This window comes from Streptomyces sp. NPDC059142, from assembly GCF_042755665.1.
In the GTDB taxonomy this organism is placed as follows: domain Bacteria; phylum Actinomycetota; class Actinomycetes; order Streptomycetales; family Streptomycetaceae; genus Streptomyces.
Genome location: NZ_JBHZDA010000024.1, coordinates 59,944 through 77,854 on the forward strand (window position 1 = coordinate 59,944; position 17,911 = coordinate 77,854).

The window sequence follows — 17,911 nt, forward strand, 5'->3', positions numbered from 1 at the left end:
CGCAGCGCCGCGCCCCAGCGCCGCCGCTCCCCAGGCACGCCCCGCGCGGGCCCCCCCTCCCCCGCCCCCCGCCCCCCCCCCCCCCCGGGCGGTCGGCCGCCCTCGTCGGCGCGGGTCCGTCAGGTCGTACGCAGCCGCTCCGCCTGCTGCTTCATCAGCCGCCTCATACGCGGGCCGACCGGCTTCTCCACCAGCCGGTGGATCAGCCAGGCGACCACGAGCAGCGAGACGACCGTGGCGACGAACGTCAGCCGCGCGTCCAGCCCGAACTTCCGGTGGTAGACGGCGATCACGAACCAGCCCAGATGTTCGTGGATCAGGTAGAAGGGGTACGTGAGCGCCCCGGCGAAGGTCAGCCAGCGCCAGTTCGCCCAGCGCAGCCAGCCGAGGGCCACCGCCGCCACCGCGCCGAACGCGAAGGTGACCAGGAGGAGGATCACGTACGGGGAGCGCTCCTGGAAGACGCTGGTCGCGTTCGGGTCCCACAGCGCGGTCGTCGAGTACCGCTGGCCGAGCAGCCAACTGGTGCCCACGATCGACCAGAGCAGAAGATCGCTGCCGTACCGGTGGATCAGGTAGAGCGCCAGGCCGCCGATGAAGAACGGCGCGTGGTCGCGCATCACCAGTTCGTCGGTGAGCGGGTTGTCGGCGACCCGGGCGAAGACCCCGGCCACCGTCCACAGGCAGCAGAAGATGACGACCCGGCGGTACGTGACGCCCTTCCACACCACGAAGAGCGCGAAGAGCAGGTAGAAGCGCGCCTCGACCCACAGCGTCCAGCACACGCCGAGGACCCGGTCGACCCCCATCGGCTGCTGGAGCATCGTCAGGTTCACCAGCACCTCGTCGAGGCGCAGGGGAGCGATGACCGACGGCAGGGCCACGCACGCGGCGGTGACGAGGACGATGGCCGCCCAGTAGGCCGGGTAGAGCCGGGTGACGCGGGAGCGGAAGAAGTCACCGAGCGAACGGCCCCAACTGCTCATGCAGATGACGAAGCCGCTGATGACGAAGAAGAGCTGCACCCCCAGCGAACCGTAGGTGGCGACCGCCGAGAGATCGGGGAAGAGCTCCTTCGGGGACTGGCCCCAGGCGTGTTCCACCTGCCCCTTCCCCGCGTAGTGGAAGGTGCACACCATCAGGGCGGCGAGGATCCGCAGGCCGTCCAGGGCGCGCAGGCGGTCCGCCTTCGCGGGGGGCGCGGCGGGGGCCGGGGCCGGGGCGCCCGCCGGCTCGGGCGCCGGCTCCGGTGCTTTGGCCAGGGTCGTCTGTGTCATTCCGGGGTTCCGTTCGTCCCTGCGTCGATGCGTCGGTCGTGGAATGGATGAACACGGGCTCCGTACGGACCACGTGAGGCGGAGCGCCGCGTTCCGTCGCAACGCTCCGCCTCACCCGGCCTGCCGGGATCTCAGCCCAGGGCCGCCTTCTTGAACGAGCGCGCGTGCCGGGCGACCCTGCGGACCGTCGCGTTGCGCGGGATGAAGGCGAGCTGGGTGGGCACACCGCCCGGCAGCGCCAGCACCGCGAGCCTGCGGCGTTTGAAGTAGACCGAGGTGCGCGGGGTCAGATGCCGGGAGAGGAAGCCCTCGGCGGCCGGGCGCAGACTCCGGTAGATCTGCGGCTGCATCGCGAACCCGACGGCCGCGACCAGCTCCGACAGCCGCTCGTACGGCTCGTACGGCGCGCTCCCGGCCTGCGCCGCGCCGGTGTCCCCGGCGGCGGCCGTACCCGCCGCGCCCGCGCCGTCCTCCAGCGGCGGGAGCAGCGCGTCCACGATCGTCACCGGCACCCGGTTGCTGTTCTGGTACGGGGCCAGCCGCTCCAGCAGCAGTTCCGTACCCGTGCGCGCTACCGGCAGCCCGTAGAAGGCGTGCGCCGTGAACAGCGCCGTGGAGAAGCAGGCGATGACGAGGGCGGGGCGCAGCCGCTGGTACAGCACCTCGGCCAGCACGGGGCCCGACCGTACCGTCAGCGTGGCGCCGAGCGACGCGGCCTCCTCCTCCAGCTTCCGCGACCACTGCGCGGGCGCCGAGGGGTGGGGCTTGAAGACGACGTTGCGGTGGCCCCGGGCGATCGCGCCCCTGACCATCCCCAGATGCAGTTCCTCCTCCTCCGCCACGGTGAGGATGTCGAGCGCGGAGAGGTACTGGCCGAGGATGAGCGCGGGCGGCTCGTCGGAGGCGTCACCGACCGCGACGCCACCGAGGCCGGTGCCCGCCGCGCTCTCGGCGTCCGCGATCTCCGCGAGCACCTTCACGAAGGTCTCGTCCGGGATGATCTCCGGCTCGACGTCGAACTCCGTCAGCAGCAGCGGCTTCAGACCCGGTACGAGATCCAGGTGCAGCAGCCGCTCGACGCGCCCGCCGATCAGCGGGTCGAGCTTGCTCCTGGTGGGCCCGTAACTCATCAGCCCGTCCGCGTACACATGGACCGGGCTGTCCCCGAAGATCGTCGCGACCGCCTGGGACGGGTTGGCCTGGATCGACTCGCAGGCGATCTCCACCGGAGCGTCGCCCAGCCCCCACGCCTCACGGACGGCCCGCTGCCACAGGGTGGCGTCCTGCTCGCGCGGGGACCAGCCGGCCGGGTGGAAGGGCCGTACGAAGTCGTTCCAGGACCGGATCTCGTCGTACTCCGGCCGCAGCGGGCGGAAGCCCGGCAGGGTCTCCAGCGCGGTGCCCAGCTCGGGGGAGGACGAGGTGTCGCTGATGACGAGGATCCTGCGGTGCTCCGCGCGCGGGCCGAACAGCCCGGCGCGGACCGCCGCCGTGACGGTCGCCGCCGCGTACTGCGTGCAGGCGAAGAAGAGCTGTGTGGTGCCCTTGGCCGACGTGCTCATCAGGCTGCCTCCGGTCCCCGCTGCGCGATCGGACGGCGGCGGACCCGGCGCAGCCGCGCGGCGCGCGCGGTGTCCATCGAGTCCAGGGTCTCCGTGAGGAGCGGCGCCGGAATGCGCTTGAGGGCCGCGGCGCTGAGCGAGCGGAGTTTACGTGCCACGGGCGGTTCGAACCTCTCGATGGAGCCAAGGTGGTGGGCCATGACCGCGCAGTACGTCCGTACGGCCTTCGGCAGCAGCAGATCCGCGTCCCGGTCCGCGGCCGTCTCCGCCACCACCTGGTCGAACGCGCGGATGAAGTCGAGCTGTCTGACATCGCCGATCTGGGTGAGCGACGAGGTGACCCCGCGCCGGTAGAACACCCCGTGCAGGCTCACCGCGGCGAAGGACTCCGCCTCCCGGTGCAGCTTCCAGATCCAGGGCCGGTCCTCGGCGGTGCGCAGCCCGTCCGTGAAGTGCAGCAGCCCGCGGTCGACCAGCCGGCGGTGGTAGATCCCGGCCCACGCGTAGGCGTAGTCGACCGAGGTGGACCGGTCGGCGGGCAGGATCGCGTCCCGGGGGTTCAGCGGCGTGGAGCGCCGGCCGACCGGGACCCGGTGCACCGCCCGGGACTTCCCGGTGAACTGCACATGGTCGGTACGGACGAAATCGCAGTCCAGCTCCTCGGCGGCCGCGAGCAACTGCTCGAAATAGCCGGGAGCCACCCAGTCGTCGCCGTCCAGATAGGTGATGTACGTACCCGTCGCGGCGTCCAGTCCGGTGTTGCGCGCGGTGGCGAGTCCTCCGTTCCGCTCATGTCTGATCACCCTGGCGCCGGGGAGTTCGCGTTCCGCACGGTCCAGGATCTCGCCGGTACCGTCCGACGAACAATCGTCGACAAGAAGGAATTCGAAGTCGGCACGCGTATTCGCCTGCAGACTGCGCAAGGTTTCGGGGGCATATGTCCGCACGTTGTAGAACGGCACGACAACAGAGAGCTTCACCACCCGGCAGACGCTAGGGGGCATCCCGTCATCGGGGCTGACTTCGCGGGGCATCCCAGATGAACGAAGAGTGTCGGAACGGTGAATCGGCCGGAGGCGGTGCTTCTTCCGGTCATTTCCCGGGGTGCGACGCCATTCGTAGACGTGTTGTTAACCCTCCATTGCCATTGAGTTGGGCGGACAAACGGAATGGCTTCCTAACGTCCTCGACGTGCCATCACGTATCAACCAAGCGGTCCGGGTCGCCGTGCTCGCCGACTCCGACACCCGGTGGAAGTGGGGCGCGCTCACCGCGCGCCGCATCGCCCCGGACGACCGCCCCACAGAGCTCAGCGGCTTCCTGCTGCGCGGCCGAGCCACGCCCACCGCCCGCCAGCTCGCGGAGGTCGGCGCGGACGCGGACGCCCTGCGCGAGGTGACCGGCACCGCCTTCCTGCGGGCACTGCGCGAGGAGTCGTACGACATCGTCGTGCTGGCCCTCGTCGGCGGCGCCGTCCAGGCGATGCTCCACGGCATCGCCGCGCTGAAGCTCGCGCACCGGCCCGTCGTCGTCACCGGCTACGTCGGTGTCGTCTACGAGAAGCTCTCCGACGGGCTGCTGCTGCGGCACGGAGCGGACGTCGTCCTCGCCAACTCCCAGTACGACGCGGAGCGGTTCCGCGCCGTCTACGAGGGCGTGGGCGCCGACGCCTCCTCCGTCACCGAGGCGGCGCTGCCGTTCCTCGGCGGCGAGCGCTACCGGCCCGAGGAGGGCCGCGACACGCTCGTCTTCGCCGCGCAGCCCTCCGTACCGGCGTCCCGCGCCGACCGTACGTACCTGCTGCGCCGCCTCGTCGAGCACGCCAGGCTCCACCCGCGCCGCCAGGTGCTGCTCAAGCTGCGCAGCAAGCCCGGCGAGCACACCACGCACATCGAGGAGTTCCCCTACCAGCGCCTCGCCGAGAAGGTGCCCGGCGGCCTGCCGGACAACTTCCGGCTGGTGTACGGGAACATGGGCGAGGTACTGGACGGTACGGACCTGCTGGTCACCGTCTCCTCCACGGCCGCCCTGGAGTCCCTGCACCGCTCCGTCCCCACCGCGATCCTCACCGACTTCGGGGTGCGCGAGCCGCTCGGCAACCACCACTTCATCGGCTCCGGCTGCCTGGCCTCCTGGGACCAGCTCGACGGCGGCGGGCGCCCCGGCCCCCCCCCCCCGGGGGGCGGGTTGGGGAGCTATTATTCCCAAACACCCCCCCCCACCCGCCGGGGGGGGGCCGGCCCCCGGCGCCGGCCCCCCCCACCGCCGACGACCCCACCCCGTTCCGACGACCCCACCCCGTTCACCGCCCCGGATCAGTCCAGCGCGACCGGACGCCGCAGCGGGTCGCGCAGATCCGTACCGCGCGCGAGCCAGCGCTCCTCCAGCGCCGCCGCGCCCCTGACCCGCTTCCACGCCGCCTCGTTGGGCGTCATCGGCAGCAACGGCAGGAACCGTACGGGCTCCAGGGGCGCGTCCAGCTCCAGGTCCGGCACCAGCCCGCCGGACTCCCCCACCAGTACGGAGTGGAACGGTGCTCGCGGCCACAGCGGCCCGCCCACGTCGAGTGAGCCGCCCGGCGCCACCACCACACCCTCGACCTGCGGCGACGCGGCCAGCACCGCGAGCGTGCGCAGCACCTGATCGGTGTCGGCGAGCCCGGCGCGCACGGAGAGGACCAGTTCGGCACGCGGCCCCTTCACCCCGTCGGCCAGGAGCGCGGACGGGTCGGCCATCGGCTGCGCGGACATCCCGAGCGTGGCGTACCGCACGAGATCGGAGCCGTCCAGGAAGCGCAGGACCTCGATACGGTCGGTGCCCAGGAAGGTCACCGCGGCGCGCGCGTCCGGTTCCCCCAGGGCCGTGCGGAGCCGCGCCTCGACCAGGGCGAGAATTTCTTCCATACGGCGAGCATAGATCGCGTAAGGATTGGGCAAGAGGTCAGTTTGGCCATGAGGCTGCTGATAGGCTAGGCCGCCGGTCGGGACAGCACGCAGAAGCGTCGCTCTCCAGTCCCGACGACACGTCATCCCCCACGGGGGACAGACCGGAGGAGGTGGGGCTGCGGTGGACCGAAGTCACCCGGCCAGTACCAGCCGCTCTTCCGCCCGCGCCGCGTCGCGTCCCTCCCGGTGAACTGAGACCTCCTCGGTGCACTGACACCTCCGGGACCCGGCCGCCCACCACCGGGCACGGCCACGGCACCTCGCACGACGGAAGAGCACTTCTCGATCGCCGGTGTTTATTCCTGTCATTAGCGAACGCCGTCACCGCGCGCCCCGCGGTGCCGCCCGCTTTGCGGACGTCACTCAACACGTCCCCATTCCGGGCTGTGCCACGCTCCCGCCGACGGCCTCTCCGTAGAGGAGCCCCGCCATGTCGATGATCCGTGACCTGCGCGCAGCGGTCCGCCCGTCCCTGCGCAAGAGCAACGCCGCCTACGGCACGTACGACGGCTACGACGCCACCCGTGACGCCTCCGCCTCCAGCGCGGTCGTCGACTGCGCGGTCTACCGCGACGGCCGGCGCGTCAGGGAGGACCCCTGCCTGACCCCGCGCGAGGCGATGCTGCGCGTCCGCGAGGGCGGCGGCTTCGCCTGGATCGGGCTGCACGAGCCGACCGAGGAGGAGTTCGCGGGCATCGCCGCCGAGTTCGGGCTGCACCCGCTGGCGGTGGAGGACGCGGTCCACGCGCACCAGCGGCCCAAGCTGGAGCGGTACGACGACACGCTCTTCACCGTCTTCAAGACGATCCACTACGTGGACCACGCCGAACTGACCGCGACCAGCGAGGTGGTCGAGACCGGCGAGGTGATGTGCTTCACCGGCCGGAACTTCGTGATCACCGTCCGGCACGGCGGCAAGGGCTCGCTGCGCAGCCTCCGCCACCGCCTGGAGTCCGACAGCGAACTGCTGGCCAAGGGCCCCTCGGCGGTGCTGCACTCCATCGCCGACCATGTCGTGGACGGCTACATCGCGGTGGCGGCGGCCGTGCAGGACGACATCGACGAGGTCGAGATCGATGTCTTCTCCGCCCCGGCCAAGGGCGGCCCGCGCGGCGCGGACGCCGGCCGTATCTACCAGCTCAAGCGCGAGGTGCTGGAGTTCAAGCGCGCGGTCTCCCCGCTGCTGCGGCCGATGCAGTTGCTGAGCGAGCGGCCGATGCGGCTGATCGAACCCGACATCCAGAAGTACTTCCGCGACGTCGCCGACCACCTCGCCCAGGTGCACGAGGAGGTCATCGGCTTCGACGAACTCCTGAACTCGATCCTCCAGGCCAACCTGGCGCAGGCGAGCGTCGCGCAGAACGAGGACATGCGCAAGATCACCTCCTGGGCGGCGATCATCGCCGTACCGACGGCGGTCTGCGGGGTGTACGGCATGAACTTCGACCACATGCCGGAGCTGGAGTGGCGGTACGGCTACCCGCTCGTCCTCGGCGTCATCATCACGACGTGTGTGGCGATCCACCGCACGCTCAAGCGCAACGGCTGGCTGTAGCCCTGTAGCCCGCGTACGGGCTCCCGGCCCGCGCACAGGCGCCCCGGCGTCCCCGCGGCGCACCGACCGCGTGAAGCGGTACGGGCCGGACCCGACAGTCGTCAGGTCCGGCCCGTACCGCTCTGCGACACCGGTCAGTTCAGCGCGCGGAAGCCCGCCATCCCCGAGCCGGCGTTGACGCCGCTGCCCTTGATGTTCGGGTAGAACAGCAGGTCACCCGCCGCGTTGGTGGACCAGACCGCGGGGTTGCCGTCGCCCAGGACGTTCGGGACGGCGGTGAGCAGGGGGCGGCTGGCGGGGGTCCAGCCGCTGCCGATGGCCGTACGGTCGGCGCCGGAGCCGAGGCCCTCGCCGTTCGGGCCCTTGCCCGCGTACAGGAACAGTTCGCCCGTGTCCTTCTTGCGGGCGACCAGGTCCACGCGGCCGTCGCCGGCCGTGTCGCCGGGGGCGGCGAGATCGTAGTTGGACCAGCTTCCGTCGCCGATCAGGACCGGCGGCTGGTCGATGAAGTCGTCCAGGTAGTAGACGAAGTCGTCGAGGTAGCCGGACGGTGAGCCGAAGTAGAGCCAGAGCTGGTCGCCCTGCTTGACCAGCAGGTCCGGGTAGCCGGGGCGGTCGTCGGGGCCGATGACACCGTCGCCGTCGAGGTCGAGGGGTCCGTCGACGTCGCCGATCGCGAGGATCTGGTCGGCGCCCTGCCAGTGGTCGTTCTCGGCGTCCCAGACCCGCAGTTCACGCTTGTCCGTCTCGTCGACGGCGCCGGAGCCGTCGTTGGGGTGGACCCAGAGGCGGTCGCGGCCCACGGCCGCGTCGGCGGCCAGGGCGATCAGGTCCTCGTAGCCGTCGTCCGTCCAGTCGCCGCGGCGCGTCGTCTTCGCCGCGCTGTAGCGGCCCGTCGGGGAGGCGGCGCGGTCGGCCTTCACGGCCTTGCCGGTGCCGTCGCCGAAGTAGCGCTGGAGGGTTCCGGCGGCGTCGACCGCCCACAGGTCGGGGTGGCCGTCGCCGTTGAGGTCGCCCACCTTGTCGGCGACCTTGGAGCCGTTGACGTAGAAGAGGTAGGCGCGGGTGTCGGAGCGGTTGCCCGCGCGGTCGAGGCTGCGTACGTAGAGCTGGTGCGCGCCCGCCTTCGTGGGCGTCAGCTCGATGTTCACGCTGCCGCCGAGGGCTCCGGGCGTGCGCGTCGTGACCGTCGCGTCGATCGTCGACCAGAACTCGTACGAGGCGATGTCGGTGGCGGCGCCCGGGCCGACGGTGAAGGTGCCCGGGGTGCGGACCGTGCCCGTGTCCACGGGCCAGCCGGCGGTGCCGTCCGGGAACTGCTGGGAGGTCACGCTCGGCGGTGTGCTGGGACGGTCGGGCAGATAGACGAAGCGGCAGCCGGGGGCGCCCTCGGTCGGGTTCCAGTCGCTGGTCAGGGAGCCGTCACCGGCCTGGACCTTCCAGGAGAAGTTCCCGTTGGCCGTGGCGACATGGGCCTTGAGGGTCGCCTTGGGGATGGTGACGCGGGCGACCGAGCCCGAGGTGATCGCGACCGTCTGGTTGACGATCAGGACGCCCTTGGGATCGGCGCTGGGGTGGTGGCCGGTCGCCCAGAGGTGGAACTTCATCTGGACCGTCCCGCCGTCCGGGTCGGTGCCCTTCGCGGTGAGCTGGACGTCGGTGTCGCCGATCAGACCGTACGGCGCGGTGTTGCCGCACCCGGCGGCGTTCTTGGTGCTGGGGACGGTGTCGAGCGCGGACGGCACGGCCGGCGGCGTGTTGTACTCCGTGGTCAGGACGGCGGTGGCGGCGTCGAACTTCTTCCAGCCGTTGGTGTCCGTCGTGCTGGCCTGGAGGCTGAGCGTCATCGTCGGCCAGTTGGAGGCCGCCGCCTTCACGGCGTTGCCCTTGACGCCGAACTCCAGGTTGCCCGCCGGGCAGCCGCTGCCCCAGCCCTTCGCGTCCGTCACGGTGGCGAGCAGCGCGCCGAGCGTGGGCTGCTTGGCCCAGGTGGTGGCGGAGCTGATGGGGTTGGAGGCGTACAGGTACACCGGCTTCTTGGTGCAGGACCAGGAGTGGGTGTTCTTGATCCGGAACGTGGAGTTCACGATCGACTTGCCGGGGAGGTTCCGGGTGTCCATCGTGAAGTACGAGAACCAGGTGCCGCCGGTCTCGTTCTCGTGGCCGACCCGCGCGATGTTGTCCGACTTGTTCCAGTAGCTGGTCGTCGGGTAACTCTTCGCGACCGAGGTCCAGTTGTTCCGTCCGCCGGAGACGTACGGGTCGATGTGGACCGGGAAGACCGTGTCGGGCGCGGTGAGCAGGCCCTGGTCGGGCGTCAGCTTGAGGGCGCCGCCCTCGACGACGGCGGGCACGGCGCTCTCCTTGGCGCCGGCCGCCGGGGCGAACCCTTCCTCCTCGACGGCCGGGGCCTGCTGGGCGGTCCGCCGGGCCGCGGCGTCGGCGGTGGCGAGCGCGGCGCCGAGCGAGGCGGCTCCCTTGGGCTCCTGGCCGGTGGCGACACCGGAGCTGTCCCACATGACGGGGGTCGGCGCGGCGAACACGTTCTGTCCGGCCGGGTCGACGGCGGTGAGGTTGCCCGCCGCGTCGGTCCTGGCCCGTACGCCGTCCGTCTCCATCGGGAAGGTGAGCCGCTCCAGCCGGGGATCGGCGGCGGCCTCGCGGGACTTGACGACGAGGAGCTGCTGGAAGCCGGTGACCCCGGCGCGCAGCTTCAGGTCGACCCCGGGGAACACCTCGGGGTACGTGGCGGTGTCGCCGTCGAGTTCGGGCGCGGGGAGCTTGCCCTGCCAGTCCAGCGACATGGTGCGGCCGTGCTGCTCGATGGTGGCCATCACCGAGTCGCCGCCGCCGGAGAACTCCAGGCCGACCGAGGTGGCGCGGGGCCGTACGGCGCCGTCGGAGCCGCGCACCAGGGTCGGATCGGCCTCCACCAGGCGGCCGTTCTGCCGCACCCGGATCGGGACGATGTGCGTCTCCTGGGTGAAGGTGCCCGAGGGGTTGGCGTAGGTCGTGGAGAACTCGCCCCGCTCGGCGACCACTTCGGCCCGCTTGCCGGTCTCGGCGGCCTTCTTCAGGGCGCGTTCGGCGGGGGTGGTCGGCTCGGCGACGGTATCGGCGGCCGTCGTGGCGCCGGCGGCCGCGGCCGGTACGGCGGAGAGCGGTATGACGGCTCCGGCCAGGCCGGTGGCGACGGCGGCGGCGATCAGGGGGCGCAGTCGCGCCCGGCGTCTGCGCAGCCGTGGTTGAAATGACAAGACGTTTCCTCCCCGAAGCCCGGCGGCCCCGTCCCGCGTCCGCGCACGCCGAAGGGGCGTGCGTCGCACGGGACGGTGACCGAGGGGCCCAACAGTCTTTGTGAATGAACGGTGACGACCAACGAAAGGAGAGTAAAGCGCACGACGACGCTGAATTAATCCGGCATATTGCGGCAAGTCCGGCATTCCGCTTGTGCAAATCAGAACAGAAGCGAACAGATATGCCCCCTTTAACCCTGCTTTACGTAGCTCTTAGGCACGTATCCTCCACACGCGGTTATCAACATCACCACTAGGGGGCTTCCGTGAACGACCCATCGAACCGCGCCGTGCACAGGCGCAGATCGAGACCAATACGTCGGAGAAGATGGACGAAGACCACGTCCGTCATCACCGCGTCCCTGCTCCTCGGGGGTTTTCTGAGCGCCGAGACCGCCTTCGCGGTCGGCTCGCTCTCCCTGCCGAAGCTGGACGACACCAAGCCCGTACCGGTCTCCCCGGTCGACCGGAAGCGCGCCGGCGGCAAGGACGACGCCGCTCGCGACGCGCTGAGGTCCGCGCCCGGCGTGAGCTGGCCCGCGCCCGGCACGGCGGAGGTCGAACTCCCCGCCGCCCGGGGCCGGGACGAGCGCGCGGGCAAGCTGCCCGTACGGCTCGGAACGGCATCGGGGAAGCCCGCGTCCGGCGCGCGCGGCAAGGCGCCCGGCTCCGCCGAGGTCCAGGTACTCGACCGGAAGACCACCGAGAAGCTGGGCGTCGAGGGCGTCGTCCTCGCCGTGCGCGCCGCCGACGGCGGCAGCGACGCGAAGGTCCGGCTCTCCCTCGACTACTCCCGCTTCGAGCACGCCTTCGGCGCCGGCTGGGCCTCCCGCCTCTCCCTCGTCCACCTGCCCGCCTGCGCCCTGGAGTCACCCGGCGCGAAGGACTGCGGCGCCCCCGCCCCGCTCGACACCGACAACGACACGGGCGAGCGGACGCTGACCGCGGACATCCCGGTCGACGCGGCGGAGCCGGCGGACGGTGCCTCCGCGCCCGTGACCGCGGCGCCGAAGAGCGCCCGCTCCGCCACCGGCCTCACCGCCGCCTCCGGCGTGACCCTGCTCGCGGCGACCGCGGGCCCCTCCGGCTCGGGCGGCGACTACAAGGCGACGCCGCTGAGCCCGTCGGGCAACTGGACGGCGGGCGACTCCTCCGGCGGCTTCGGCTGGGGGTACGAGATCCAGACCCCGGAGTCCGCCGGCGGGATGGACCCCGAACTGGCCCTGAGCTACTCGTCCCAGTCGCTGGACGGCCGCACCGCGGCCACCAACAACCAGTCCAACGAGGTCGGCGACGGCTGGTCGCTCACCGAGAACTACATCGAGCGCCGGTACACGTCGTGCAACGACGACATGACGGGCGGCACCAACAAGGCCAAGAACGGCGACCTGTGCTGGTCGACCTGGAACGCCACCATGTCGCTGGACGGCCAGTCCCACGAACTGGTCCGGGACGACACCCGCGGCGAGTGGAAGCTCAAGGACGACGACGGCACCAAGGTCGAGCGGCTGACCGACGCCGACGCGCCCTCCGCCCGCGGCAACGGTGACAACGACGGCGAGCACTGGCGGATCACCACCACCGACGGCACCCAGTACTACTTCGGCTACAACCGGCTGCCCGGCTGGTCGTCCGGGAAGGCGGAGACCAACTCCACCTGGACCGTGCCGGTGTACGGCAACCAGAGCGGCGAGCCCTGCTACAAGGCCGCCTTCGCCGACGCCTACTGCCAGCAGGCGTGGCGCTGGAACCTCGACTACGTCGTGGACACCAACGCCAACGCCACCACGTACCACTACACCCAGGAGAAGAACCGGTACGGCCGCAACGTCTCGGCGACCACCGGTCTCGGCACCCCGACCGAGTACGTCCGGGGCGGCTACCTCTCCCGTATCGAGTACGGGCTGCGCTCCGACAACCTGTTCGGGACCAACGCGGCGAGCGCCAAGGTGGACTTCACGGTCGCCGAGCGCTGCCTGCCCGACGCCTCCTTCGACTGCGCCCCGGCCAAGATGACCACGGCGAACGCGAAGCGCTGGCCGGACGTCCCGATCGACCAGGACTGCAAGGCGGGCGAGGACTGCAAGAACCGGGTCGCGCCGACCTTCTGGACCAGCAAGCGGCTGACGAAGATCGCCACCTCGGCGCTCTCCGGCTCCGCCTACCAGCCGGTCGACTCCTGGACGCTGCGCCACGAGCTGCCCGACCCGGGCGACGGCTCCCCCGCCTCGCTCTGGCTGGCGGGCATCACCCGTACCGGCCACACCGGTGACGCGCCGGTCACCCTGCCCGAGGTCACCTTCAAGGGCTGGCAGCTCCCCAACCGCGTGGACACCACCGGTGACGGCATCCCCGCGCTGGTCCGCTACCGCGTCAACCAGATCGACACGGAGACCGGCGGCTCGATCGGCGTCACCTACTCGGCCGCCGACTGCGCGCCGGGCAGCCTGCCCTCGGAGACGTCCAACACCAAGCGCTGCTACCCGGTCTACTGGTCGTCCGCGGACTCCCCCGCCGCCGACTACAAGCCGGTGAAGGACTGGTTCCACAAGTACGTCGTCACCCGCGTCCTGGAGAACGACCTGGTCGGCGGCTCGCCCACCGAGCAGACCGACTACACGTACGTGGGCGGCGCGGCCTGGGCCAAGAGCGAGGACGAGTTCACCAAGGCCGAGCACCGCACGTACAGCGACTACCGCGGCTACGCCGAGGTCCGCACCCAGAACGGCAACGGCGCCGACGGCCCGAAGCTGGACAGCCGTACGCGCTACTTCCGCGGGATCGAAGGCGCCAAGGTCGCCGACTTCGAGGGCAAGGAGGTCACCGACCAGCCCGCCTTCCAGGCCATGGAGCGCGCCGAGATCGTCTACAACGGCGCCGAGGTGATCTCCGAGGAGACCTCCACCCCCTGGCACAAGGGCCCCACGGCCACCCGCGCCAGGCCCGGACTGCCGGCCCTGACCTCCGGGATGACCGATGTCCAGGAGGAGACCACCCGCTCCCCCGCCAAGGGCGGCGGCTGGCAGCGCACGAAGACGGAACGGACCTTCGACGCGTACGGCATGACCGCGACGGAGACCGACCACGGCGACACGTCGAAGACGGGCGACGAGTCCTGCGTCACCACGACGTACGCGCGTAACACCGGGGCGAACATCCTGGAGCTGGAAGCCACCGAGAAGGTCACGGCGGGCACCTGTGCCGCGCCGGGCGAGCTGATCTCGGAGAACCGCAGCTTCTACGACGACTCCACCACCCTGGGCGCGGCGCCGACCCGCGGCAACACGACACGTGAGGACGAGAACAACGCGGAGGGGACCGGGTTCTTCACCGCCTCCACCGCCACGTACGACCTCTACGGCCGGTCGCTGAAGACGACCGACTCACAGGGGCGGGTGATGACGACGGCGTTCACCCCGACCACGGGGATGGCGGCCAAGACCGTTGTCACCAACCCCCTGGGCCACACCCTCACCACCGAGTTCGACCTGGCGCGGGGCGTGCCGGTCGCCGAGACCGACACCAACGGCAAGCGCACCGAGATCGCCTACGACGGCCTCGGCCGGGTGACGGGGGTCTGGGACACGGGACGCACCCGGGCCAAGTTCCCCGACACGCCGAACACGTCGTTCACGTACCGCATCTCGCGTACGGACACCCCGATGGTGGCCACGAAGGAGCTGCGGGGCGACGGTTCCACGGAGACCGGGTACGAGATCTACGACGGTCTGCTGCGCGAGCGCCAGACGCAGGTGCCCTCGGGCACCGGCACCGGGCGGGTGCTGACCGAGACGCTGTACGACTCACGCGGCCTGGAGTGGAAGTCCTACGACGACTACTACGCGACCGGCGCACCCGAGGGGAAGCTCGTCCTCGGTGACGACACCAAGGCGCCCGCCGTGCTCCGTTCGGTCTTCGACGGGGCGGGCCGCGCCACCGACGCCATCGCCCTGAAGTACGGCACGGAGACCCGCCGTACGAAGACGGTGTACGACGGGAACCACACCACGGAGATCCCGCCCAAGGGCGGCACCGCGTCCACCACGGTGACCGACGCCCTCGGCCGGACCAGCGAGGTCGTCGAGTACACCGACGAGGCCCGCACCACCTCCCAGACCCTCAGCTACAGCTACGACAAGCGGGGCCTGCTGGAGAAGGTCACCGATCCCGCCGGGAACGTACGGAAGTTCGGCTACGACGTCCGTGGCCGCGAGATCCGCGCCGAGGACCCGGACGCCGGTGTCCTGGAGACGCGGTACGACTCGCTCGACCGCCCCGTCGGTACGACGGACGGCCGCGGGGTCTCGCTCTCCGTCGACTACGACGAGCTGGGCCGCCAGACCACGCTCAGCCAGGGCGCGAAGGTGCTCTCCGAGTGGCGGTACGACGAGGTCGCCAAGGGTGAGATCGCCGAGACCCGCAGGTATGTGAACGGCAACGCCTATGTGCAGCGGGTCACCGGCTTCACCGACGACTACCAGGCCACCGGCCTGGAGGTCACCATCCCGGCCTCCGAGGGCGACCTGGCCGGTACGTACAAGTGGGGCTTCGGCTACGACGAGCTGACCGGACTGCCGACCTGGGTCAACCAGCCGGCGATCGGCAATCTGCCCGCCGAGCGCGTGGTCACCCGGTACGGCGCCGACGACCAGGCCCAGGGGCTCACCGCGGGCGGCCGGATCCTCGTCAACTCGGCCTCCTACGACGCCTTCGGGCGGGCTCAGCGGACCGAGTACAACGACCAGGCGCGCCGGCTCTACCGGTCCTGGTCGTACGACGAGCACACCGGTGAGCTGCTGAGGACCACCACGGACCGCACAGCGGCACCGACCCGGATCGACGACACCTCGTACGGGTACGACCTGGAAGGCAACGTCACCCGGATCACCACGAAGACCGGCCAGGACCAGACGCAGCAGACGGACACCCAGTGCTTCGTCTCGGACGCGCTCCAGCGCCTCACCCAGGCGTGGACCTCGACCGGGGACTGCGCGAGCGCCCCGAGCGGGGAGAACGTCGGTGGCCCGCAGCCGTACTGGCTCTCCTACAGCTACGACGCTCTGGGCAACCGCACTCAGGAGACGCGCCACGACATCGGCGGCGTCGCCGCGAAGAACGAGGTCCGCACCTACCGGTACGCGAAGCCGGACGGCGCCAAGCCGGCCGCGCTGACCTCGGTGGACACCGCGAGCAACGGCGCGACGTCGACGACCGACTCCTTCACGTACGACGGCTCCGGCAACACCGTCACCCGCAAGACCGACGGCCGGGACCAGACACTGGAGTGGGACGCGGAGAACCAGCTCGTCAAGGTGGACGAGGCGGGCGTGGGCGCCACCGAGTACACCTACGACGCCGACGGCGGGCGGCTGATCAGGAAGGACGCGGCGGGTACGACCCTGTACCTGCCCGGCGGCAATGAGCTGCTGCTGAAGGCGGACGGCAAGAAGGAGGGCACGCGCTACTACGAGTTCGACGGCGACACGGTCGCGGCGCGGGCGAACGGTGCGATCCAGTTCCTCTTCGCCGACCATCACGGCACGGCGACGACCGCGGTCGACGCGACGACGCAGGAGGTGCAGTCCCGCAGCCTGGCCCCCTTCGGCGAGGAGCGGGGAGCGGTCTCCTCCGTACCCGCCACCTGGCCGGGCCAACGGGGCTTCGTCAACGGCACGGAGGACCGTACGGGGCTGACCCAACTGGGCGCCCGTGCCTACGATCCCGCACTGGGCCGGTTCCTGAGTGTCGACCCGATGATCGACCACTCCGAGTCGCAGCGGATGAACGCGTACGCCTACGCGAACAACAATCCGGCCTCCTTCTCCGACCCCGACGGGCTTTTCTGGGGAAAGCTCAAGAAGGCCGTCAAGAAGGCCGCGAAGAAGGTCACCAAGACGGTGAAGAAGGTCACCAAGAAGGTGAAGAAGGCCGTCAAGAAGGTCACCAAAACGGTGAAGAAGGTGGTGAAGAAGGTCACCAGGACGGTGAAGCGGGTGGTGAAGAAGGTGGCCCGCGTCACCAAGAAGGTCATCAAACGCAGTATCTACGTGGCCAAGAAATACACGAAGAAGGTGTACCGCTACGCCAAGAAGACGGCGAAGAAGGCGGGCGGCTATGTGAAGAAGCAGGCGGGCCGCGCCTGGTCCTCCGGCAAGAAGGCGACCAAATCCGCCGCACGCGGTGCCGCCAGGGCAGGTAAAGCCGTGGCGAAGCAGACGGCGGCCACCGGAAAGGCCATGGCGCGCGGAGCCTCGGCGGCGGGAGGAGCCATCGCGAGCGGGGCCAAGGCCGTGGGCAACCACGTCAAGGACAACTGGCGCGACTACGCGGGAGCGGCGGCGCTGGGCGTCTGCATCGCGGCCTCGGCCGGCGCGTGTGTGGCGGCGGGTCTGGCCGTGGCGGGCGCCAAGCTCGCGGCGTCCAAGATCGACCCCAACATGGAGACGGACTGGGGCACTTTCGCCAAGGACAGCGCGTTCGCGGTCGGCGGCGGCGCCGTTGCCGGCGCGTTCGGCAAGGCCGTCGCAGGAGGCACCTTCCGGGGCGCTCTGCGCGCCAGTCCGGTCACCAACAGCGTCCGGGAGACCTTGGGCAACGGAGCCCTGAACTTCGGGATGGGCTGGGCAGGTTGCGGAACGGGTAGCCTCGGCAAAGCCGCGTACTGCTGATCAAGGGGACGAAGAGAGATGAAGCCGCGCCTGCTGAGAAGAAAGAGCCTGTGGATATTCACGACGCTGGCCTGCTGCGGGTTTCTCGTGCTGATCCTGGTGTTCTGGGTGAGTGCGAAACCGGCCGACGCGGTGGGGGACAGCCTCATGGCGTCCTCGGTCCTGCTGGCCATCTGCTGGGCCATGATCAGGATCGGCCGCGCCCGCGTGGAAATACACGACGGCGGGCTCGTGCTGATCGACTGGTGGAGTCGTGAGTGGATTCCCTGGGGGGCCTACCGGAGGGTCGAGACGGACGGTGGACTCACCGTCGTCGCCCGCGGGGACAAGCAGCACACGCTCATGAGCTTCGGCGGCTCGGTCGTCGAAGAGGCGCGTGCACGGCGCGGCAAAGGTCTGATCGGCGGTATCGCCCAGGAAATCCGTACCGCCAGCAGGGCGGCGTCACCCGAGTCCCTTCGGGACACGGAAGTGACGGTCAAGCGGTGGGAGTTCATTCCCGCCGATCTGCTCCTGGCCCAGGTGCTCGTCTGCCTGGCGCTCACGCAGTCGGGCATCGTCCCGATGTGAGCAACCCGTAAGTCCCCGGGTCGGGTGCCGTCCACGGC

General features: G+C 70.6%; 8 protein-coding genes and 1 pseudogene. 4 read left to right on the top strand and 5 right to left on the bottom strand.

Annotated features, from left to right (window positions below; genetic code table 11):
• Positions 1-119 precede the first annotated feature (119 nt).
• From ACFXPK_RS12315 to ACFXPK_RS12325, 3 genes are all read right to left on the bottom strand, one after another.
• Positions 120-1,277: an acyltransferase family protein gene (locus tag ACFXPK_RS12315; protein WP_385006214.1), complete on the bottom strand. Its 1,158-nt coding sequence runs from the start codon at positions 1,275-1,277 to the stop codon at positions 120-122.
• 131 nt (positions 1,278-1,408) lie between these two features.
• Positions 1,409-2,839: a polysialyltransferase family glycosyltransferase gene (locus ACFXPK_RS12320; RefSeq protein WP_385006212.1), complete on the bottom strand. Its 1,431-nt coding sequence runs from the start codon at positions 2,837-2,839 to the stop codon at positions 1,409-1,411.
• Positions 2,839-3,822, bottom strand: coding sequence for a glycosyltransferase family 2 protein (locus ACFXPK_RS12325; RefSeq protein WP_385006210.1), 984 nt, complete (start codon positions 3,820-3,822; stop codon positions 2,839-2,841). Before ACFXPK_RS12325 ends, ACFXPK_RS12320 begins: the two co-directional genes overlap by 1 nt.
• Positions 3,823-4,030: 208 nt before the next feature.
• Here ACFXPK_RS12325 and ACFXPK_RS12330 point away from each other — a divergent pair.
• A pseudogene (locus ACFXPK_RS12330) lies at positions 4,031-5,008 on the top strand (DUF6716 putative glycosyltransferase); the annotation flags it as partial.
• Positions 5,009-5,154: 146 nt separating this feature from the next.
• Here the strand turns inward: ACFXPK_RS12330 and ACFXPK_RS12335 are convergent.
• Positions 5,155-5,742 carry a suppressor of fused domain protein gene (locus ACFXPK_RS12335; protein ID WP_384992046.1) on the bottom strand — a complete coding sequence of 196 codons (588 nt, stop codon included), beginning with the start codon at positions 5,740-5,742 and terminating at the stop codon, positions 5,155-5,157.
• Between the two features lie 472 nt (positions 5,743-6,214).
• Here ACFXPK_RS12335 and ACFXPK_RS12340 point away from each other — a divergent pair, with 472 nt between their 5' ends.
• Complete coding sequence (locus tag ACFXPK_RS12340) at positions 6,215-7,339, top strand: magnesium and cobalt transport protein CorA (protein ID WP_384992043.1); 1,125 nt, start codon at positions 6,215-6,217, stop codon at positions 7,337-7,339.
• Between the two features lie 134 nt (positions 7,340-7,473).
• Here the strand turns inward: ACFXPK_RS12340 and ACFXPK_RS12345 are convergent, their stop codons facing one another.
• Positions 7,474-10,596: an FG-GAP-like repeat-containing protein gene (locus ACFXPK_RS12345; RefSeq protein ID WP_384992041.1), complete on the bottom strand. Its 3,123-nt coding sequence runs from the start codon at positions 10,594-10,596 to the stop codon at positions 7,474-7,476.
• A gap of 305 nt (positions 10,597-10,901) precedes the next feature.
• Between ACFXPK_RS12345 and ACFXPK_RS12350 the strand changes: the two genes are divergently transcribed.
• Both ACFXPK_RS12350 and ACFXPK_RS12355 read left to right on the top strand, forming a co-directional pair.
• Positions 10,902-17,303 carry an RHS repeat-associated core domain-containing protein gene (locus ACFXPK_RS12350; RefSeq protein WP_385074428.1) on the top strand — a complete coding sequence of 2,134 codons (6,402 nt, stop codon included), beginning with the start codon at positions 10,902-10,904 and terminating at the stop codon, positions 17,301-17,303.
• Positions 17,304-17,321: 18 nt separating this feature from the next.
• Positions 17,322-17,873 (top strand): hypothetical protein, encoded by a 552-nt coding sequence (locus ACFXPK_RS12355; protein WP_384992037.1) that lies wholly within the window; start codon positions 17,322-17,324, stop codon positions 17,871-17,873.
• The last annotated feature ends 38 nt before the right edge of the window (positions 17,874-17,911 follow it).

What these genes read in the sequence shown, in the direction of transcription:
- ACFXPK_RS12315 (WP_385006214.1), bottom strand. Translation starts at nt 1,277, where the DNA reads ATGACACAGACGACCCTGGCCAAAGCACCGGAGCCGGCGCCCGAGCCG.
- ACFXPK_RS12320 (WP_385006212.1), bottom strand. Translation starts at nt 2,839, where the DNA reads ATGAGCACGTCGGCCAAGGGCACCACACAGCTCTTCTTCGCCTGCACG.
- ACFXPK_RS12335 (WP_384992046.1), bottom strand. Translation starts at nt 5,742, where the DNA reads ATGGAAGAAATTCTCGCCCTGGTCGAGGCGCGGCTCCGCACGGCCCTG.
- ACFXPK_RS12340 (WP_384992043.1), top strand. Translation starts at nt 6,215, where the DNA reads ATGTCGATGATCCGTGACCTGCGCGCAGCGGTCCGCCCGTCCCTGCGC.
- ACFXPK_RS12355 (WP_384992037.1), top strand. Translation starts at nt 17,322, where the DNA reads ATGAAGCCGCGCCTGCTGAGAAGAAAGAGCCTGTGGATATTCACGACG.